The sequence below is a fragment of the Thermostichus sp. MS-CIW-30 genome (assembly GCF_054058015.1).
In genome coordinates, this window is record NZ_JBSRZW010000020.1 from 1 (window position 1) to 17889 (window position 17889).

Genomic DNA, 17889 nt, shown 5'->3' on the forward strand with positions numbered 1-17889 from the left:
TTTGACAAATTGGCCAGGAACTTCTTGAGTTTTCTCTATCTCGTCAGTGCTCTCTTTTGGCTCAAATGAAAGATCAACACAACCTAGTTTGAATCGAAATGACTACAACACCTACTAACAAGTAGACCTGAACAGAAATCCGGCACGGTTAGGAGCCAAACTGCAAACGGTAAACCTCCTCCTCTTGATCAGTTTCCACCTCCAAATCAGAGGTAGCATAGGCTACACACAGCAGCACAAAGCCCTGAGCCTGCAGTTCTGGGCCAATCCCCATTGCCTCTGTCTGAGTCACGGATCCCGACCTCAGCCGCCCCGCACAGGTAGTGCAAACCCCCGCCTGACAAGAGGAAGGTAGCTCTATCCCGTGTTCAAGAGCAGCTTGTAAAACCGTCTGATCCGCAGAGGCAGGGAAGCGGTAGGTTTGGCCGCGGTGATGAAGGGTTACTTGATAAGCCGTAGCAGACATCAGGAACGGGCTCCCGACGGAGTACGGGTCACCGTCAGAGACTGTGGCTGGCGCATTTTCTTCACCAGAGCCTGGATCTTTTTGGCTCCTTCCTTTTGCAGGTCGGCGATGTAGTGGCCTTTGAGCCGCTCCGCCTCAGCTTCATCGGAGAAGGGGCCGTAGTAGTAGGTACAGTCCTCGGTGGTGATCTCGATCCAGACCGATAGGCCGCGCAGCTTATCCAACAGATTGGCCAAAAGGTTGCTCACGGGATCCATCCCCCATTATCAAGTCTAGCAATCATTGGATGTCCTTTTGCAATCCCCTAGATTCTACTACTTTTATTGACGATTTGTTGAGGAATGTATCAACCTCAGGGCGTTTGAGGTGGTGGGGAGAGCGCTGCCGGTGGATTTCGTAGAGGGCAATGCCGGCGGCCACAGAAGCATTCAAGCTTTCAGTGCGGCCTGCCAAGGGAATGGACAGCAGTTGGTCACAATGGCGTTGTGTGAGCAGGCTAATCCCTTCCCCCTCGGATCCTACTACCAAAGCAATGGGCCGCTGAAAATCGGCGCTATAGATGGGGTCAGCCCCTCGGCTGGTGGTGCCATAGACCCAAAACCCCTGCTCTTTGAGGTATTCCAAAGCCCGATTCAAATTCACCACCCGCGCCACCGGCAAGGTGGAGAGGGCTCCCGCCGCTACCTTCATCACCGTCGAGGTTACCCCTGCTGCCCGCCGCTGGGGGATCACCATCCCCTGCATGCCAAAAGCTTCTACACTACGGGCAATAGCTCCCAAGTTATGGGGATCCTGGATCCCGTCTAGAACCACCAGCACCGGATTGGGGCCGGCCTGCCGGCTTCTTTCCACCAAATCCTCCAGGGCCACGTACTGATAAGGCGTGGCTTGGGCAGCGATACCCTGGTGGTTGGCGCCAGCCGTGAGGGCGTTCAGCCGCTTTGGAGACACTTCGTCGATAACGGTGCCCCGCGCTTTGGCTTCTTCCAACAGAGATAAAAATTGGGGGCTGTAGCGCAACTTCGGCAAGATCCAAACCCGATTGAGGGTGGCTTGACTTTTCAAAGCAGCCAGTACTGTCTGGCGACCGTAGATAATCTCTTGCTCCAGCTCGGTCTCCGGATTCCCGTCGGCCTGAGGCTGAACTTCCCCTGGCAAGATCCCTGTCTCGCCAGTGGAGAGGCCGGGATCCAGCTCGCCTACTGGTTGAGGAGCCATCTTGCCTTGGGGCCACTGCCGTTGCGCGTCGCGACGGATGGGCTTCACTGGAGCCTCTCGGAGGGCAAGCTTGGGATCCCCGTCTCGGCGTTTGGGCCGCTGTACCCGCTTGCTAACGGATTGCCCTGCCCTTCGCGGCTGCAGTTTGCCCGAGCGAGACAGCCGTGAAGCAGGTTTGCGCTGAGAAGTCTTGGGCATGGGCGTGGAAGATGGAAAGACGGAAAGACTATCCTAACCTTCCCACTCGCCTAGGGTCTCAGCCAAAACATCAGTGAGGGCGAGGATATGGCGCAGCCGTTCGGGATTGGCCAGGTAGAGATAGCCCAGAACTGTTTCCAGGCCGCTGGCGTTTTGGTAATCGGCCAGAGGCAGATGCCGGGGTGGGCGACCGCAGCCATTGCGACCCCAGCGGACAATTTCCTGCTCTTCGGGGTTGAGATGGGGCAACAGGGCCAACAGCAACTTGGCCTGAGCCGAGCCGCGCACCCGCCTCACCACCTGCTGATGATAGCGCTCCAGTCGATCCGGAGGAAATAGCCGTTGCCGCCGCACGTGCAGTTCGTAAATGGCGTCTCCCAGGTAGGCCAAGGCTGCGGGCGATAGGCGGCGAATCTCGGCCAAGGAGGGCCTTTCGGAAGTGGGTTCGGACAGCAGATCGTTCACAGCAGCTCACGAAAGATAGGCAGAAAAATCTCTAGAACCGCTGTCATCGGCTCATTGCAGGATTCAGTCCATGCTAAGACAAGCTTCCTCTGGTCTGCTAGCCTGACTCGCGCTCTTTCCCCCCTTGCAGGTGATTTGGATCACGAGGCCCAGAGAGAAAAGGTGCTATCGAGTAGACAGGGCAAAGCCGGTTAAGGGGCTGATGTTATGAGCCTTGAAAAGCCAGTTGGAGTTACTGCCAAGAATCTGGAGAGCAAAATCCAAGAAATTGTGGGTGAGCTGGCCAGCGATCAGCGTGAAAGGCTGGAAGGTAAGGCCGAGCAAACAAAGGCGGCCACCCACCCTGGAGTCGAGGATGCTCGAGAAGCGATTAAAGACGTTGTGGATGATCCAACGGATGGCCAATAGCTCCAGTTAAGATGCGGGGACAAGGAGATCTGCATTCAGCAAAAGCAGGTAGGCGACGACCGCCCCCCCCATACCCCCTACCAAAAAGCCAGCGGCCAATTCGCTCCAAGATTGGGATCCCCCTACCGGCCCTATGTTGCGCTGCGAGGTGACAGAGCCGTAGAGAGAAAGGGCCGCCGTCAGGATCAGGATCAGGCCACAGGCTCCCAAAAAGCCGCTCAGCAGACCGATGGGCTCGTTGCGCAGCGGCCCCAGCTTGGCAAAGGGGCCTACCAGCCAATAGCCGTGGGCCATACCGATTTCCAAGCCCCGCCAAATGGAACTCAATCCCGGTCGGTTGATGGGCAGCCAGTCGATCAACAGCCGGACAACAGGCGCGTGGTTGATCGGTGTCCAGAGATCCCCAATTTGCGGATCTCCCTCAGGGACGGTGACGTATCCCTTATTCATGTTCAACCTATTCAACGGAGCAGGATCGGCATTGGGTTCGACCATTTCAGCAACTCTGTGTCCAGTTCAAAGGAGGATGGAAAAAAGCCTAAAAAAGCAGGGATCCCACCGGGCGTAGGTTGCGCTGGGGATCCCTGGCCTACACTCAGAACGTCAAAATGTCGGGGAAGAAGCGATTGATCTCGATGAACAGGGCAAAAACAAAGCTGGAAAACAGGATAAATGCCACCGGAGCAGTGGTGAGAAACTTGGTGAAATCAGCCATAGATGCCTCTCAAAAGTTGAACAGATCGAGTTGGAAAGCCAGGCTCAGCGGGGCGAGATGGGCACAGCCGCTTCCGGCTCTTGAATTTCGCCGCTGGCAATCTCCTTGAAAGCAGCAGCAGGCCAAGCCAAAGCCGTGAGGAAACAGCGCAGCGCCAAGGGAACGTCGATGATGCTTTCTTTCATCTCCGGTTCGTCGCTATTCCGCACGGCAATCAGATAAGAGCGCCCTGCCCAGCCCAGCCAACCGGCGATGTAGAGAAAAAGCAAGCCGGGGATGAGAAACTCGCCCGCATGGTTCAACCGACCATCTGTAACCAGGTGGGGCAGGCCCTCTTCGCCGCAGAGCAGCTTGCTGTAGCGCTCAAAGCGCTTGCTGGTTTGGGCCAGCTTTTGCTGGTAGACGGGAGCCATAGCAGGGCTGGCGTTGAGGATCTTCTCCTCTAGGCTGCTCAGGCGTTCGTTCATCAGAGCCTGAAAGGCGGGAACTTCGCTGCAAGGTTTCAGACCAATCAAGGGCTCTGCCTGCACAGATTGGGCGAGGCCAAGCGCGATGCAAAGGGCCAAAAGAAGGCTTAAAAAGGTTCGCATAGCAGGATGTGTCCTTGAGGTAGGGGTCTAAGATCTGTCCAAATGCTAAGGGATGCTAAGTGCAGAAACAGGCACTAAACGGTTAGTATCATACTCCTGAGCGCCTCGCCCCGACGGATCCCGGGTTTTAGCTCACACAATTCTTAATTCAAGTATCTCAAGTATCCCAAAGCTCTCCTATCCCTTTTGCCCAGCTTGCTCTCCCATGCCCCGCGTCCTTGCCATCGAAACCAGTTGTGACGAAACGGCTGTGGCTGTGGTGGCGGCGGATGTGGCCTGGCCGGGATTTGCCCCACGGCAGCTCAGCTCCGTGGTGGCCAGCCAAATCGACCTTCATGCTGCTTACGGGGGGGTGGTGCCGGAGGTGGCCTCACGGCAGCATGTGGAAACTCTGCCCTTTGTGCTAGAGGCTGCTCTGCAGCAGGCCGGATTGGAGGTGGCCGAGGTAGATGCCATTGCCGTAACCTGTGCGCCGGGCCTGGTGGGATCCCTGCTGGTGGGGCTGATGGGGGCCAAGACCCTGGCTTTGCTTTACGACAAGCCCCTGATCGGGGTGCATCATCTGGAGGGCCATCTCTTCAGCGGCTTCTTGGCAGAGCCCGATTTGCGCCCCCCCTGCCTATGCCTTTTGGTATCGGGAGGCCATACCAGCCTGATTTGGATGAAGGACTACGGGGACTACCAGACGGTGGGCCGCACCCGCGACGATGCTGCCGGCGAGGCATTTGATAAGGTGGCGCGGCTGTTGGGGCTGGGCTACCCGGGGGGGCCGCAGATCGACCGTTGGGCCCAGCAGGGGGATCCAGAGCGGTTCCCGCTGCCAGAGGGCAAAGTGGATCATCCCTACGACAGCAGCTTCAGTGGCCTAAAAACGGCGGTGTTGCGCCTAGTACAGCAGTTGCGGCAAGAGGGCCAGGAGTTGCCCATTGCCGATATTGCCGCCAGCTTCCAGGCCTGTCTGACCCATGTGCTCACCGAAAAGGCAGTGGCCTGCGCCGAGGCGCTGGGCCTCTCGACGCTGCTGCTGACGGGAGGGGTAGCTGCCAATCGGGAGCTGAGGGCCCGCCTCACAGAAGCAGCCCGGCAAAAGGGGTTGCGGGTGGTGATCCCGCCTCTAGCCCTCTGCACCGACAATGCCGCCATGATTGGGGCAGCTGGGCTCTGCCACTGGCTGCGGGGGGAGGTCTCGCCGCTGGAGCTGGGGGTAGCCTCGCGCATGCCCCTAGAAGGGATCCCTTCCCTCTACCTGGGTGGGGGCGGAGCTCACAGAGAAGAACAGACGGGATCCGCCGCCCTCTGACGTTGCCTCACCTCAAGGTAGATGAGCAGCGCGTTGATGTCGGCGGGGTTGACACCGCCGATGCGGGCCGCCTGGCCCACGGTTAGCGGGCGCACCGCCGAGAGCTTATCCCGCGACTCTTTGGAGAGGGTGGGGATGGAGTGGTAGTCCAGATCGGGGGGCAGAGGGCGGTGGTACTGCTTGCTCACCTGCTCAATTTGGCTCTGCTGCCGCTGGATGTAGCCGCTGTATTTGACGGCAATCTCTGCCGCCTCCTGCTCAAAGGGATCCAGCTCCGCATCCCCCAGCCCCAGTTCCAGGAGATCGGAGTAGTGAATCTGGTTGCGGCGCAAGATCTCGGCCAGGGTGGCGGATCCCTTGATCCCCTGCCCCGTCAGTTGGCTTAGTTGGATGCCGGCCAGGTCGTGGGCCTTCACCCGCTGCGTTTCCAGGCGCTCGATTTCTGCGGCAATGCGCGCTTGCTTGGCTTGGAACAGGGCCCAGCGCCGGTCATCGATCAAGCCCCATTCTCGCCCCAGGGGGGTGAGCCGTTGGTCGGCATTGTCGGAGCGCAGGATGAGGCGGTATTCGGAGCGGCTGGTGAGCATGCGGTAGGGCTCCCGCAGTTCTTTGGTGCAGAGATCGTCGATGAGGGTGCCGATGTAGCTGGACTCCCGCGGCAGGGTGACCAGGGGCTTGCCTTGAACCAGGCGGGCAGCGTTGATCCCGGCTATGAGCCCCTGAGCTGCCGCCTCTTCGTAGCCGGTGGTGCCGTTGATCTGGCCGGCGCAAAACAACCCCTGCACCTTTTTGGTCATCAGAGTGGGGTAGAGCTGGGTGGCCGGCAGATAGTCGTATTCCACCGCATAGGCAGGCCGCAGCATGACGCACCGCTCCAGGCCAGGCAAGGAGCGCAACATCTGGATCTGGATTTTCTCAGGCATCCCCGTGGAGAACCCCTGGATGTAGAGCTCCGGCAGATCCCGCCCTTCCGGCTCAATAAAAATCTGATGGCTTTCCTTGTCGGCAAAGCGGACAATCTTGTCTTCGATGCTGGGGCAGTAGCGGGGCCCTTTGGCCTCCACCCAGCCGCCATAGACAGGGGTTTCGTGGAGATTTTCCCGGATGATGCGGTGGGTCTCTGGGGTGGTGCGGGTCAAGTAGCAATCCATCTGCTCCCTTGGCACCCACACCTCGGGGTCGAAGCTAAACCAGCGCACATCGGGATCCCCCGGTTGCCGCTCCATGACGGAAAAATCCACGCTGCGCCGATCCACGCGGGCAGGGGTGCCGGTTTTCAGCCGGCCCGTTTCAAAGCCCAGTTGGCGCAGGGTGTCGGTCAGCCCTTCCACGGCAAATTCCCCTGCCCGTCCGGCAGCTTGCCAGTGGCGACCAATCCAGATGCGCCCCCCCAAAAACGTACCGGTGGTCAGGATCACCGCCCGACAGCCGAAGATGGTGCCGAAATGGGTGACCACGCCCACCACCTCGTCGTTGCGCCCCAACACCAAATCGGTGACAGTGCCCTCGCGAATCGTCAGGTTAGGCTGGTTTTCCACCACCGAGCGCATCACCCGCGCATATTCCCTTTTGTCGGTTTGCGCCCGCAGCGCCCACACCGCCGGCCCCCGCGAACGGTTGAGCACCCGCTTTTGCAAATAGGTGCGGTCGGTAACTTTGCCCATCTCGCCGCCGAGGGCATCGATTTCGTGTACCAGTTGCGATTTGGCCGGGCCGCCGACGGCGGGGTTACAGGGTTGCCAGGCGATCTTGTCCAGATTCAATGTCAGCATGAGGGTGTTGCAGCCCAGCCGCGCTGCTGCCAACGCTGCCTCGCAGCCGGAGTGCCCCCCGCCGACCACCACCACATCGTAGTGATCGAGAAAATCAAGGCTATCCTGTCCAACTTTGAGCATAAGGTGGCAATTCCAAAATGAATAGCCGGGATCCCCGGTCTTTTAATTTTCAGGTTATTTCAGCTCGCTTATCCAGCTTAGCGATGGCGGCAACGGATAGGGTTATTTGCGACCGGCCTGAGGCAGGCAGAGCAGTAGGGAAAGTTTTCTGTTGCCCTGGGAAATAAAGTTGGGTAGAGGCTCAGTTCCCAGCCTAAGTCACCTGATTGAAGAGTTGAAGAGACCTCAGGGCGCTGGGATCAGCTCCCCCAAGGCTGCCGATAGCAGGGGATCCCAGAGGAAAGGGCAGAGTCGCCCAAGGGATGTTGCGGCTCATACAAACACCAGACAGCCCGCCTGAGAGAGCCAAGCACCGATTCCATTATCCTCAACCGGATCTAATCCAGACTATTTTAGTCGGGTTTAGTTGACGCGGCAGATTGCGGGTGATAAGATTCCCCCCAACGATAGGTAAGTTCAATCCAGCGCCCACCCTTTCCTTCACCTTGAGGCTGCCCATGTCCCAAACTCTTTCCGAACGCCCGCTCAGCCCTGCCGATTCCCCGTTGGCCTCTGCCTTGCACAGCTCCAAGGTGGGCTTCAGCCGTTTGCGCTGTCGGGAGTGTGGCGCCGAGTATGAGCCGGTCGCCAAGCATGTTTGTGAGCTGTGTTTCGGCCCCCTCGAAGTGGCTTATGACTACGACTGGCTGAAGCGCACGGTTAGCCGTCAGAGCATCCAGGCCGGGCCGCATTCCATCTGGCGCTATCGGCCTTTTCTGCCGGTGACTTCTGAGAAGCCCATTGATGTGGGCACCGGCATGACCCCTCTGATCAAAGCGGATCGGCTGGGTCGGCGGCTGGGGTTAAAAAATCTTTACATCAAGAACGATGCCGTCAACATGCCCACCCTTAGCTTCAAGGATCGGGTGGTGTCGGTGGCGCTGACCCGCGCCAAGGAGCTGGGTTTTACCACCGTTTCCTGCGCCAGCACGGGCAATCTGGCCAACTCCACCGCTGCTATTGCCGCCCACGCCGGCTTGGACTGCACCATCTTCATCCCGGCGGACTTAGAAGCGGGCAAAGTGCTGGGATCCCTGATTTACAACCCCACCGTCATGGCGGTGGAGGGCAACTACGACCAGGTGAACCGCCTCTGCGCCGAGGTGGCGGATCGCTACGGCTGGGGCTTCGTCAATATCAACCTGCGCCCCTACTACTCGGAAGGCTCCAAAACCCTGGCCTACGAGGTGGTGGAGCAACTGGGCTGGCAACTGCCGGATCAGGTAGTGATCCCGCTGGCCTCGGGATCCCTGTACACCAAGGTTTATAAAGGCTTCCAGGAGTTTGTGAAGGTGGGGCTGGTGGCGGATAAGCCGGTCGCCTTCCACGGCGCACAGGCGCAGGGCTGCGCGCCCATTGCCCAGGCGTTTCGCGAGGGGCGGGATTTTGTCAGCCCTGTTAAGCCCAATACCATCGCCAAATCCATCGCCATCGGCAACCCTGCCGACGGGATCTACGCCCTGGACATTGCCCGCAGAACCGGTGGGCAGATCGCAACGGCCACGGATCCCGAGATCATCGCCGGCATTAAGCTCCTGGCCGAGACCGAAGGCATCTTCACCGAGACTGCCGGCGGCACCACCATTGCCGTGCTCAAACGCCTAGCAGAGTCCGGCCAACTTGATCCCGAGGCGGTTACAGTAGCCTACATTACCGGCAACGGCCTGAAGACCCAGGAGGCGGTTCAACCCCACGTAGGCCATCCTCTGGTGATCTCGCCCAGGCTGGAGAGCTTTGAACAGGCTTTGGAGCGGGCCCGCACCCTGGAGCGGCTGGACTGGCAGGAGGCATCAGTATGAACTCGGTTTGCAGGGAAGACCCTCTCCATTGCCTCTTAACAGAATCTTAATGAAGAACTGTTAAGATCCCTGGCGTAGACCTATTGGCTCAGGAGCTTTGCACAATGCCTATCTTTCCTTCTGTTCAACGCCTTGTTCGCCGTTGGATCCCGTTGGCGGCTGTAGTGGCCCCGCTTGTCTTTGCTCCTGCGGCCCAGCCTCAAGGGCTAAACACCATTGCCGTTGAGCTGGAAACTTTGCCCAGCAGCTACTCGACGCTGGCGGCAGCTTTGCGGGCGACGGGCCTGAATACGGCGTTGGCAGGGCCGGGGCCGTTCACGGTCTTTGCCCCTTCCGATGTGGCCTTTGGGCAACTGCCGCCGGGTACGGTGGAGACGCTGTTGCAGCCGGCCAGACGGGCTCAGCTCACCCGCATTCTCACGTATCATGTGGTGCCGGGGCGGATTACCTCGTTTGACCTGCGGCCCGGCCAATCGACCACTCTGACCACCTTGGCAGGGCTGCCGCTGCAGGTGCAGGTGGGATCCGATGGCAGCATCCGGGTCAACGGGGCTAACGTGAACCTGGCGGATATTCCAGTTTCCAACGGCGTGATTCACGGCATCGATGGGGTGCTGCTACCCTAGTTTTTTGATGTTGGTTAATGGACGAGGCATTGGGCTATGGCAGTCAAGGTGCTGATTCCTAACACGCTGCGGGCGCTCACCCAGGATCAGGGGGTGGTGAATTGCGAGGGATCCACCATCCGCGAATTGTTGGATGCTTTGGAACAACGCTGTCCGGGGATTAAGGCGCGGCTGTGCGATGAGAAGGGGGAATTGCGCCGCTTCGTCAACTTTTATGTGAACAGCGAAGACATTCGCTTCCTCAAGGGATGTGACACCCCTCTGCAAGATGGGGATGAGGTGAGCATCGTCCCTGCCGTTGCTGGGGGCTGAGGGCTGCCAAGCCTGCCGTGGACGCTGTGGAGTGGTTGAGCCAGCCGGCCCCGCTGGTGGCACCTGCCTTGCTGGGCATGGTTCTGGTGCGGCAATTTGCCGATGGGCTGCAGGTGCGGGCCCAGATCGTAGAGACGGAGGCCTACACGGCTGGGGATCCGGCCTGCCATGCCTACCGCCGCAAGACCCAACGCAACCAGGTCATGTTTGGCCCGCCAGGGCATCTCTACATCTATCGCATCTACGGCCTCTACCACTGTCTAAATATCGTTACCGAGCCAGAAGGGATCCCGGCGGCGGTTCTGATCCGGGCAGCTCAGTTGGATCGCCTGCCAGACTGGATCCCGGCCAACAAACAGAATCAGCCAGCACGGGCGGCGGCGGGGCCGGGCCTGCTCTGTCAAGCACTGCGCATCGACGGATCCCACAACGGCTGGCGGCTAGAGCGGGCGGAAGCCGGCCAGGAAGGCATTTGGCTGGAGGGATCCCCCTCTTGGCAAACGCAGTTGTCCATCGTCCAAACCACCCGCATCGGCATCACCCAAGGAGCCGAGATCCCCTGGCGCTGGTACATTGGTGGACATCCGGCGGTGTCGCGCTATTAGTGGGGGCAGGCGGACAATGCTCGCAGAAGGCAGTGGCTAAAGGACTGATACATTTACGCTGAACACTGCTGAACATCACTGTTCAACTATGCAGCGATAGCATTCTGTTTGTTTCCAACCAGAATGGCGGTATCCCGCAAAGCTTTGAGTAGAATACCCAAAGCGCAGTTTCCGTGTCGTCTTACTACCAATTTTCTGCTTTGCTTTGGCTACCATGTTGGCAGACTCGAAAGTAAACAGAAAGATCAACTGGTAGTAATCCGTACTGAACATATTATACATTATTTTCAGTATAGTTGAGCTTATTATTGACTAGAGTCATGCTCCGTCCCGCTTACGCGAACGGCAGGGGCTGCCTGGGCTGGTCAGCGGGGTTGTGCTGCTCTTGCTGGGGTTGCCCACGTTGGCCCAGCCTGTTCCAACTTTTCCAGGACTGATACATTTACGCTGAACACTGCTGAACATCACTGTTCAACTATGCAGCGATAGCATTCTGTTTGTTTCCAACCAGAATGGCGGTATCCCGCAAAGCTTTGAGTAGAATACCCAAAGCGCAGTTTCCGTGTCGTCTTACTACCAATTTTCTGCTTTGCTTTGGCTACCATGTTGGCAGACTCGAAAGTAAACAGAAAGATCAACTGGTAGTAATCCGTACTGAACATATTATACATTATTTTCAGTATAGTTGAGCTTATTATTGACTAGAGTCATGCTCTTGACGATGCAATCCCAGACCCACTTCACCTATCGCACCGGGTTTCAGCGCTGGCGGGCGGGAGAAGCTCAGGGGTTTCAGGACTGGTCAACCCAAGGGATCTGCCTGAACGCCCGAGGGCAATTGGTCTTGGATCCAGAGGGTTTGCGGCAAGAAGTCAGCCTTGAAGAGCCTGAGGTGGCGCTAAGGACTCCGTCCCGCTTACGCGATAATGCTCCGCACCGCTTACGCGAACGGGGGCGCCCTTTCTATCCCCTTGGCCCCTACTGGGTGGGAGAAGCCACCAGCCCAGCAGTCCCCACCAGCTTCCCTATGGTCGGGGCAATCGCTTCCTGGAATGCCACCACGCCCCCCGGCACCTGGTTGGAACTGTGGATTCGGGCCAAGCTTTCAGACCGCTGGACAAAGTGGTATCACGGCGGGGTATGGGCTGCGGATCCCTTGACTCTGGCCAGCCACTCAGTGCAAGGACAAGGGGATGAGGATGGCAACCTGTACACGGACTTGCTGGTGCTCAAGGATACCCTCAACGGAGCAGAAGCCTTCCAGGTCAGGGTGCGCCTGTTCACGCAAGAGCCAGGCCGTTCTGCCGTTGTGGATCAGGTGGCAGTTGCCATTTCCAACGAGCCGGTCAGGCCCAGCCGCCTATCCCCTGGGGATCCCAGCCGCTGGGGCAAAATCTTGGATCTGCCTTGGTGCTCCCAGATGGTGTACCCCGATGGGGGAGAGGTCTGGTGTAGCCCCACCTCTTTGGCGATGGTGATGGCCTACTGGAAGCGGGATCCCCGCCCCTGTGAGGTGTTGGTGCGCGCAGCAGTGGCCGGTGTGTATGACCGGGTTTACCAGGGCCATGGCAACTGGGCTTTCAACGTCGCCCATGCTGCCGAGCAGGGTTTGTCCGGCGTGGTGGCGCGGCTGGAGAGCTTGGCTCAAGCAGAAGCCTGGATCGCGGCAGGGGTTCCGGTGATCCTCAGCTATGCTTGGGGTGAGGGAGAACTGGAAGGGGCGCCAATTCCCAGAAGCAACGGCCATCTGGCGGTGCTGGTGGGGTTTGCTCGCGGCAGCGGTGCGGAGCAGTTTAGCCACGGGGATCCCATCCTCCACGATCCGGCAGCCAAAACCAACGAAGAGGTTCGCCGTACTTACCGCCGCGAACAGCTAGAGTCGTTGTGGCTGGAGCACTCCGGGGGTACCGTCTACTTGATTCATCCGCGAGAGTGGCCTGTCCCCACTCTATAGCCGAACCGGGCGAACGCGGGCAGCATCGACTTACAGCGCTACCGCTATGGCCTGGATGATTTCCTGGCCGCTGAAACTGCTATCTGGTCTTTCGGTGGGGATTTGAGTAAGGATAGATGGAGTGAGGAGTGCGACTCACCTGCGGGTGAGGATGGTTGGTCATGAATAGGAATGCGGTTCAGGGGCCAAGGCATTGGTCGAGGTGGCTCCTGCGGCAGAGAGGGTGCTGGGCAATTCTCGCCGGTTTGTACGCTGATGAAGGTAAGCGTGGGGGTTTGGGTTTCCGCCATTTCCCAGTTTGTGGGAGGGGATGAGCTGCATCATGCCACGACGGGCTTCCCTGACACCGCTACCTTGGCCTGCGCTGAGTGCCTTGGTGCTGGCTCTCTCGGGCTGTGGCGAGCTTTCTTCTTCTAGTCTGTCTCCCAGCGTTGTTCCCCCTGCGGCCCTACAGCCGGTTTTAACTCCAACTCCTCTCCCTCCCTCCCCGCTTTCTCTGACTTTCGAGCAAGCCCGCCAGTCCGGCTTGTCGGTGCCCAGCAACCGCATTGTTCTGCTGCTTCAGGAACAGGGATCCGATCTGGTGGCCCAGCTACCGGCCTCAGAGGTGGATCGCTGGCTGGCTCGCACTCCCACCTGGCCGGGGGTGGAAGGCATCGACCTGAGCATTACCCTGGGCACTTATCGCCAAACCGCCACTGCCCCTCTGCGCCCAGGGCAACCGGCCACTTTCACCTTCACCAATCCTCCCGCCGGAGAAGCGGAGCTCAGCGCCATTGCCTATCGGGGATCCACCACTCTGGCGCAGGGGAAGGGATCCCTGACCCTTTCTGCCCGCTCTGGGAGTTCTGGCAGTGTCAATCGTCCTCCCCAAGACACAGAGCGCCAGCGCCGCCTTTCTATGTTGGTGCTCTCTGAGGTGGGGGTACCGCTGCTGCACACCAGCTCGGCAGCGCCCACCCTTGGCCAGCCGTTGCTGCTCTCAGGGGAAAATTTGGAGCGGGTGGAAACAGTTCTCTTTGCTGCAGCAGCCAATCCCGAGCGCATCCTGAGGGGGGAAATTCGCTCCCGCAGCGGTGACCGTTTGGTGGTGATGCCGCCTTCTTCTCTTTCCGGCTCAGTTTGGGTTGCTGTTGCGGATGCTTCCGGGCAAGGGTTGGGCACTCTGGTCTACGATTGGCCTGCCGCTACTCCTTCCCCCAGCCCCTCTCCCACCCCCACTGCTCCGGCAGCATCGGCCTGGGTGGTGGAAACTTTGCTGGATGGCCGCACCTCGCCCGCGGCAGATCCTGTCGGCAACGCCCCTGATAACACCGGCACCGAGTCCAGGATCTACCTGCAGCAAATCAGCGGCATTGCTGTGGATCCTGAAGGAGCCTTCTATTTAGCCGATAGAGCCCAGCACCGCATCTTCCGGCTGTCTCCAGAGGGGGAATTGGAAGTTTGGGCCGGCACAGGCCAAGCAGGCCGCCGCGACGGAGCAGCCAATCAAGCTCAGTTTGACTCCCCACAGGGGCTGCTCTGGGATCCCAAGGGGGGATTGTGGGTAGCCGACAGCGGCAACCATTGCCTGCGCTATATCAACCTGCAACGACAGGTGAGCACCTTTGCCGGCACTTGTATAGCCGGATACCGAGATGGGGGGCTTGACCGAGCTCAGTTCCGGGAGCCATCTGGGCTGGCTTTGGGTTCAGATGGCAGCCTCTACGTTGCCGACCGCGCCAATCGCCGCATCCGCCGCATCACCCCTGCCGGTGAGGTGACCACCGTTGCCGGCACGGGCCAGCCGGGATCCGTCGATGGCCCAGCAGAACAGGCCCAGCTCCTGCAGCCCACGGCTCTGGCGGTGGATAAGGAGGGGAACCTCTGGATTGCCGATGGACATCGCCTGCGCCGGCTCTCTGCTGGCGGACGAGTGACCACCCTCTCCGGGGCAGAGCCAGGCTATCGGGATGGCCCCCTGGCAGAGGCCCGTTTTCAAACCCTGGGGGGGCTGGCCTTCGATGCGGCAGGCAACCTCTGGGTGGCCGACCGAGATAACCATCGCATTCGTCGTCTTCAGCCTGGGGGACAAGTTTCCACCTTGGCCGGACAGAATCAGCCCGGCTGGCAGGATGGCCCCACCTCGGTGGCCCGGTTCGATCAACCTGCCGGCTTGGTAGTCTTAGCGGATGGCAGTGTGGTGGTGGTGGATGCCGGCTTGCCGGGCTTGCGTCGCATAAGCCGCGTTGCTTCTGGGCCTGTCACCCCAACCCCTGGGGGATCTCTGTAGGCTCTTGACAGGCCGCCGTCTCTCAGGTTTCACAGGGATCCCCATCTACTCAATCACCACACTCTTCGGGCCGGCGTTCACCTCTGGGCGACCCTGATTGAAGTTGGCCAGGAAGGTGTCTGGATCTTTGAGGCTGAAGACCAGCTTTTTGCAGGGCACTTGCAGCCCCACCGGCCCCAGCAACGGAATAAAAAGAGGCTTTTCCTGCACCAGTGGAATGGCGATCACCCCTTGGGTGCTGGTGACCGGGCCAACGATCCCCTGAAAATCGGTGCGCACGCCCAGTCCGTAGTACCAAGGCCAGGGGAAGCGCTCCCCTTGTCCCAACTCGCTCAGGGAGAACGTCTCGTTGAACAGGCTGCCCGCCCGCACAATGAGCTTGTCTTGCAGCAGATCGACATAGGCCGCCTCGCTGCTCACCCCAAACAGAGCCAGCGGCAAACTGGCTAGGGGATTGGAGTCGATGGCCATGTAATAACGCATGAGAAGTCTCCGAGTTCACAGATGGGTGACCAGGTGAGCCGCGGCCCCTAGCCTTGCCAATTATAGAAAATCTTCCCCGTTGCTCGACTGACCAAAAGGGATCCCATCTGCCCACAAGCTAACCGAGTATGATGGGTTGCTTGGAGCGTCCTTTGAGGACTCCGTCCGAATAGCGCGAACAGCAAGCCACTGGCCAGCGAGGAAAACAGGATGGATCTGCGAGCCCTCATTCGCTTGGTGCCCGATTTTCCCAGACCCGGCATCCTCTTTCGGGATATGACCCCCCTGCTGCAGGATCCGGCAGGCTTCCGGGCGGCTATTGAACAGTTGGCCGCCGGCACCACCGGCATGGGATCCCTAGATTATGTGGTCGGCATCGAGTCGCGGGGGTTCATTTTAGGGGCTGCTTTGGCACAACACCTGGGCTTGGGCTTTGTCCCGGTTCGCAAGCCAGGCAAACTGCCGCCGCCGGTGCTCAGCCAGACTTACAGCCTGGAATACGGCCAAGACCAGCTCCAACTGCACGCCCACGCCCTGCGGCCTGGAGAGCGGGTGTTGATCGTGGATGATGTCATTGCCACCGGGGGTACAGCCGCTGCCACCGCCCAATTGGTGGCCCAGAGCGGCGCTGAGGTGGGGGGATTTGCCTTCTTAATCGAGCTGGCCTTTTTGTCCGGCTGCAAGGCTCTTCCCCCTGGGATCCCTGCCCATGTGGTGATGGTAGAGGAAGGCAACTGAGTTCCTCAAGTAAGGTGCACCGACTGTTGGACGAGGATCCCTGGTGTTTTGGGCAAAGGTTGGCTCAAGCGGCTGATCTGAGCCTGCGCCTGCAGTTGTTCGTCAATCCAGTCCGCCAGTTCCCGCATGTAAAGCGCCACATGGATCGCCTGGTCGCGCTGTGCTGGCTCCACACCTTTTTCCGCCAGGCGGGCCAGAATTACGGGATCGCTCAGCTCCTCCAGGGCGGCAAAGTCTTCCGGTTGGTCGAACCCCAGCTCTGCCATTTTCTCGAACACATACCCCAGCCGCAGGCCGGTGGACTCGCAGCGCCCTTCCGGTTGCCAGGGATCCCTCAAGGCCAGGGCAACAGTTCGGTAGGCGGTTTGGGCGATGGAGCGCCAGGTGCCGCGGTGGATGCGCAGGCTGAGTTGCTGCCGATCCCAGCCCAGGGCTTCTCGCACCAACAGGCCGCAATTGCAGCGGGTGCTGTCCCGCCAGCAGTACTCCCAGTCCCAGAAGCCCCAGTGTTGGGATTGGATACGATCCGCGGTGCGGCGCAGGAGAGCTGCCAACTCAGGTGTGGGGCGCATGAGGCAACACAGAGCTAAACAAAAAACAACAAAACAAAAAACAACAAATATAGAGCGCCTCCAGTCTAGGCAGGCGAGCGATGGAGAACAAGCCCAGCTCAATCTTCTTTACATTCCTGGTCGCAACAGCATTGCGGAGCAACATATTCCTGTTCGGGCCTGTCCTCCGAGGGCAAAGCTCGTCGCCGTTGGCGATGCCGTTGCCAAGCCCCCCAGGCCACCCCCCCCAGCACCAGCGAGGCCCCGCCCAGGTAGGTGCCTCCTGCCGGCAAGCCCGCCAAGGCCAAGGCCAGGGATCCCCCCCAGAGGGTCATGGCGTAGATGAGCAGCACTGAATGCCGATGGGATAGGCCAGCTTTGAGCAGACGGTGGTGCAGGTGGCCTTTGTCGGGATGGAAAGGCGACTTCCCCCTGGCCAGCCGTTTGAGGATCACGGTGGACATATCCAGGATCGGCACCGCCAGGATAAAGAAAGGCAGGGCTACTGCCAGCGTGGTCACCCCCTTGGCCACCCCGATCACCCCAATCCCAGCCAGGGTAAAGCCCAAAAAATAGGCCCCTCCATCCCCCATGAAGATCTGCGCTGGGTTGAAGTTGTAGCGCAAAAAGCCTAGGCAAGCTCCCGCCAAAGCCGCCGCCAGCATGGCCGCCGCCGGTCGATCCAGCAGCAGGGTTACGATCAGCATCACCACTGCCGCAATTCCCGACACCCCTGCCGCCAGCCCATCCAGCCCGTCCATGAAGTTGATGGCGTTGGCCATCCCCACCAGCCAGAGCAAGGTAATCAGCAGGCTCAACCACACCGGAAAGGGCCAGATCCCTCTCCCGGGCAGGTTGACGAACTCAATGCGCACCCCTACTCCCCAAGCGGCAGCAGCCACGCCGAATTGCATCAACAAGCGGGAAAAAGGCGACAGGTGAAACAGGTCGTCCGCCAGGCCAATCAAAAAAAACAAAACCCCACCGATCGTCACCCCCCAAATCTCGTACTCCTGCTCGGTGCGCAAGCCCCCAAAAGCTCCGGCTCCCCAGAGCAACAGCAGGGCCACCAAGTTCCCAAAAAAGATGGAAACCCCCCCCAGGCGTACCATCGGCTGCCGGTGGATCTTGCGCTCGTCGGGAAAGTCCAACTGGCCACTGCGGATCCCGACCGCCTTCACCACCGGGGTTGCCCACAGAACCACACAGGCAGCAGCCAGAAAGGCAACCAAGTAGGGCATAGCAAGCCGTGGCG

20 protein-coding genes and 2 pseudogenes are annotated in these 17889 nt (G+C 59.7%); 9 read left to right on the forward strand and 13 right to left on the reverse strand.

Features of this window, described 5'->3' with window-relative positions:
- Positions 1–148: 148 nt before the first annotated feature.
- From ACVWXW_RS09520 to ACVWXW_RS09535, 4 genes are read right to left on the reverse strand one after another with little or no spacing between them, the layout of a single operon-like run.
- Positions 149–466 (reverse strand): 2Fe-2S iron-sulfur cluster-binding protein, encoded by a 318-nt coding sequence (locus ACVWXW_RS09520; RefSeq protein ID WP_414342213.1) that lies wholly within the window; start codon positions 464–466, stop codon positions 149–151.
- Positions 466–723 carry a DUF1816 domain-containing protein gene (locus tag ACVWXW_RS09525; RefSeq protein WP_414384163.1) on the reverse strand — a complete coding sequence of 86 codons (258 nt, stop codon included), beginning with the start codon at positions 721–723 and terminating at the stop codon, positions 466–468. Before ACVWXW_RS09525 ends, ACVWXW_RS09520 begins: the two co-directional genes overlap by 1 nt.
- A gap of 22 nt (positions 724–745) precedes the next feature.
- Entirely contained in the window at positions 746–1882 is a 1137-nt protein-coding gene (gene rlmB / locus ACVWXW_RS09530) for a 23S rRNA (guanosine(2251)-2'-O)-methyltransferase RlmB (RefSeq protein ID WP_011434369.1), read from the reverse strand.
- A 33-nt stretch (positions 1883–1915) separates the two neighbouring features.
- The gene (locus tag ACVWXW_RS09535) at positions 1916–2347 is read right to left on the reverse strand and encodes a ribonuclease III domain-containing protein (RefSeq protein ID WP_457393906.1); all 432 of its coding nucleotides are present in this window, start codon (positions 2345–2347) and stop codon (positions 1916–1918) included.
- Positions 2348–2554: 207 nt separating this feature from the next.
- Between ACVWXW_RS09535 and ACVWXW_RS09540 the strand changes: the two genes are divergently transcribed.
- Positions 2555–2755 (forward strand): CsbD family protein, encoded by a 201-nt coding sequence (locus ACVWXW_RS09540; RefSeq protein WP_041436874.1) that lies wholly within the window; start codon positions 2555–2557, stop codon positions 2753–2755.
- Between the two features lie 6 nt (positions 2756–2761).
- On the opposite strand, the gene ACVWXW_RS09545 is transcribed toward ACVWXW_RS09540, so the two are convergent.
- From ACVWXW_RS09545 to ACVWXW_RS09555, 3 genes are all read right to left on the reverse strand, one after another.
- Positions 2762–3250 (reverse strand): photosystem I reaction center protein subunit XI, encoded by a 489-nt coding sequence (locus ACVWXW_RS09545; protein ID WP_457403668.1) that lies wholly within the window; start codon positions 3248–3250, stop codon positions 2762–2764.
- A gap of 100 nt (positions 3251–3350) precedes the next feature.
- Positions 3351–3470 carry a photosystem I reaction center subunit IX gene (locus ACVWXW_RS09550; RefSeq protein ID WP_011434365.1) on the reverse strand — a complete coding sequence of 40 codons (120 nt, stop codon included), beginning with the start codon at positions 3468–3470 and terminating at the stop codon, positions 3351–3353.
- A 44-nt stretch (positions 3471–3514) separates the two neighbouring features.
- Complete coding sequence (locus ACVWXW_RS09555) at positions 3515–4060, reverse strand: photosystem I reaction center subunit III (protein ID WP_011434364.1); 546 nt, start codon at positions 4058–4060, stop codon at positions 3515–3517.
- A 205-nt stretch (positions 4061–4265) separates the two neighbouring features.
- Here ACVWXW_RS09555 and tsaD point away from each other — a divergent pair, with 205 nt between their 5' ends.
- Positions 4266–5360, forward strand: a complete 1095-nt coding sequence (gene tsaD, locus ACVWXW_RS09560) for a tRNA (adenosine(37)-N6)-threonylcarbamoyltransferase complex transferase subunit TsaD (RefSeq protein WP_457403669.1) — start codon at positions 4266–4268, stop codon at positions 5358–5360.
- On the opposite strand, the gene mnmG is transcribed toward tsaD, so the two are convergent.
- The gene (mnmG, locus tag ACVWXW_RS09565) at positions 5324–7255 is read right to left on the reverse strand and encodes a tRNA uridine-5-carboxymethylaminomethyl(34) synthesis enzyme MnmG (RefSeq protein ID WP_457403671.1); all 1932 of its coding nucleotides are present in this window, start codon (positions 7253–7255) and stop codon (positions 5324–5326) included. The genes tsaD and mnmG overlap by 37 nt on opposite strands.
- A gap of 497 nt (positions 7256–7752) precedes the next feature.
- On the opposite strand from mnmG, the gene thrC reads away from it, so the two are divergent.
- The 4 genes from thrC (at position 7753) to ACVWXW_RS09585 (ending at position 10636) form a co-directional block, all read left to right on the forward strand.
- A complete protein-coding gene (gene thrC, locus ACVWXW_RS09570) occupies positions 7753–9093 on the forward strand; it encodes a threonine synthase (protein WP_457403672.1) in 1341 nt (446 codons plus the stop codon).
- Between the two features lie 104 nt (positions 9094–9197).
- Positions 9198–9719 (forward strand): fasciclin domain-containing protein, encoded by a 522-nt coding sequence (locus tag ACVWXW_RS09575; RefSeq protein ID WP_457403673.1) that lies wholly within the window; start codon positions 9198–9200, stop codon positions 9717–9719.
- A gap of 36 nt (positions 9720–9755) precedes the next feature.
- Positions 9756–10031: a ubiquitin-like small modifier protein 1 gene (locus ACVWXW_RS09580; RefSeq protein WP_011434358.1), complete on the forward strand. Its 276-nt coding sequence runs from the start codon at positions 9756–9758 to the stop codon at positions 10029–10031.
- Between the two features lie 26 nt (positions 10032–10057).
- A complete protein-coding gene (locus ACVWXW_RS09585; protein ID WP_011434357.1) occupies positions 10058–10636 on the forward strand; it encodes a DNA-3-methyladenine glycosylase in 579 nt (192 codons plus the stop codon).
- Between the two features lie 86 nt (positions 10637–10722).
- Here the strand turns inward: ACVWXW_RS09585 and ACVWXW_RS09590 are convergent.
- Together ACVWXW_RS09590 and ACVWXW_RS09595 are read right to left on the reverse strand one after the other, a co-directional pair.
- A pseudogene (locus ACVWXW_RS09590) lies at positions 10723–10906 on the reverse strand (hypothetical protein); the annotation flags it as partial.
- A gap of 205 nt (positions 10907–11111) precedes the next feature.
- Positions 11112–11295: pseudogene (locus tag ACVWXW_RS09595) on the reverse strand (hypothetical protein); the annotation flags it as partial.
- 62 nt (positions 11296–11357) lie between these two features.
- On the opposite strand from ACVWXW_RS09595, the gene ACVWXW_RS09600 reads away from it, so the two are divergent.
- Both ACVWXW_RS09600 and ACVWXW_RS09605 read left to right on the forward strand, forming a co-directional pair.
- Positions 11358–12590 carry a peptidase C39 family protein gene (locus ACVWXW_RS09600; protein ID WP_457403674.1) on the forward strand — a complete coding sequence of 411 codons (1233 nt, stop codon included), beginning with the start codon at positions 11358–11360 and terminating at the stop codon, positions 12588–12590.
- Positions 12591–12912: 322 nt separating this feature from the next.
- A complete protein-coding gene (locus ACVWXW_RS09605) occupies positions 12913–14862 on the forward strand; it encodes an NHL repeat-containing protein (protein WP_457403675.1) in 1950 nt (649 codons plus the stop codon).
- Positions 14863–14907: 45 nt separating this feature from the next.
- Here the strand turns inward: ACVWXW_RS09605 and ACVWXW_RS09610 are convergent, their stop codons facing one another.
- Positions 14908–15345 (reverse strand): hypothetical protein, encoded by a 438-nt coding sequence (locus tag ACVWXW_RS09610; RefSeq protein ID WP_457403676.1) that lies wholly within the window; start codon positions 15343–15345, stop codon positions 14908–14910.
- A gap of 210 nt (positions 15346–15555) precedes the next feature.
- Here ACVWXW_RS09610 and ACVWXW_RS09615 point away from each other — a divergent pair, with 210 nt between their 5' ends.
- Complete coding sequence (locus ACVWXW_RS09615; protein WP_011434353.1) at positions 15556–16083, forward strand: adenine phosphoribosyltransferase; 528 nt, start codon at positions 15556–15558, stop codon at positions 16081–16083.
- Between the two features lie 5 nt (positions 16084–16088).
- On the opposite strand, the gene ACVWXW_RS09620 is transcribed toward ACVWXW_RS09615, so the two are convergent.
- A complete protein-coding gene (locus ACVWXW_RS09620) occupies positions 16089–16655 on the reverse strand; it encodes a hypothetical protein (RefSeq protein WP_457403678.1) in 567 nt (188 codons plus the stop codon).
- Between the two features lie 98 nt (positions 16656–16753).
- Positions 16754–17875 (reverse strand): glycosyltransferase family 4 protein, encoded by a 1122-nt coding sequence (locus tag ACVWXW_RS09625; protein ID WP_457403679.1) that lies wholly within the window; start codon positions 17873–17875, stop codon positions 16754–16756.
- Positions 17876–17889 lie beyond the last annotated feature (14 nt).

Bases quoted from the DNA above. Each gene is read 5' to 3' on its own strand.
- ACVWXW_RS09615 (WP_011434353.1), top strand. From the start codon at position 15,556: ATGGATCTGCGAGCCCTCATTCGCTTGGTGCCCGATTTTCCCAGACCC.
- ACVWXW_RS09600 (WP_457403674.1), top strand. From the start codon at position 11,358: ATGCAATCCCAGACCCACTTCACCTATCGCACCGGGTTTCAGCGCTGG.
- ACVWXW_RS09540 (WP_041436874.1), top strand. From the start codon at position 2,555: ATGAGCCTTGAAAAGCCAGTTGGAGTTACTGCCAAGAATCTGGAGAGC.
- ACVWXW_RS09605 (WP_457403675.1), top strand. From the start codon at position 12,913: ATGCCACGACGGGCTTCCCTGACACCGCTACCTTGGCCTGCGCTGAGT.
- thrC (WP_457403672.1), top strand. From the start codon at position 7,753: ATGTCCCAAACTCTTTCCGAACGCCCGCTCAGCCCTGCCGATTCCCCG.
- rlmB (WP_011434369.1), bottom strand. From the start codon at position 1,882: ATGCCCAAGACTTCTCAGCGCAAACCTGCTTCACGGCTGTCTCGCTCG.
- ACVWXW_RS09525 (WP_414384163.1), bottom strand. From the start codon at position 723: ATGGATCCCGTGAGCAACCTTTTGGCCAATCTGTTGGATAAGCTGCGC.
- ACVWXW_RS09550 (WP_011434365.1), bottom strand. From the start codon at position 3,470: ATGGCTGATTTCACCAAGTTTCTCACCACTGCTCCGGTGGCATTTATC.
- ACVWXW_RS09620 (WP_457403678.1), bottom strand. From the start codon at position 16,655: ATGCGCCCCACACCTGAGTTGGCAGCTCTCCTGCGCCGCACCGCGGAT.
- mnmG (WP_457403671.1), bottom strand. From the start codon at position 7,255: ATGCTCAAAGTTGGACAGGATAGCCTTGATTTTCTCGATCACTACGAT.
- ACVWXW_RS09580 (WP_011434358.1), top strand. From the start codon at position 9,756: ATGGCAGTCAAGGTGCTGATTCCTAACACGCTGCGGGCGCTCACCCAG.
- ACVWXW_RS09520 (WP_414342213.1), bottom strand. From the start codon at position 466: ATGTCTGCTACGGCTTATCAAGTAACCCTTCATCACCGCGGCCAAACC.
- tsaD (WP_457403669.1), top strand. From the start codon at position 4,266: ATGCCCCGCGTCCTTGCCATCGAAACCAGTTGTGACGAAACGGCTGTG.
- ACVWXW_RS09545 (WP_457403668.1), bottom strand. From the start codon at position 3,250: ATGGTCGAACCCAATGCCGATCCTGCTCCGTTGAATAGGTTGAACATG.
- ACVWXW_RS09575 (WP_457403673.1), top strand. From the start codon at position 9,198: ATGCCTATCTTTCCTTCTGTTCAACGCCTTGTTCGCCGTTGGATCCCG.
- ACVWXW_RS09625 (WP_457403679.1), bottom strand. From the start codon at position 17,875: ATGCCCTACTTGGTTGCCTTTCTGGCTGCTGCCTGTGTGGTTCTGTGG.
- ACVWXW_RS09610 (WP_457403676.1), bottom strand. From the start codon at position 15,345: ATGCGTTATTACATGGCCATCGACTCCAATCCCCTAGCCAGTTTGCCG.
- ACVWXW_RS09555 (WP_011434364.1), bottom strand. From the start codon at position 4,060: ATGCGAACCTTTTTAAGCCTTCTTTTGGCCCTTTGCATCGCGCTTGGC.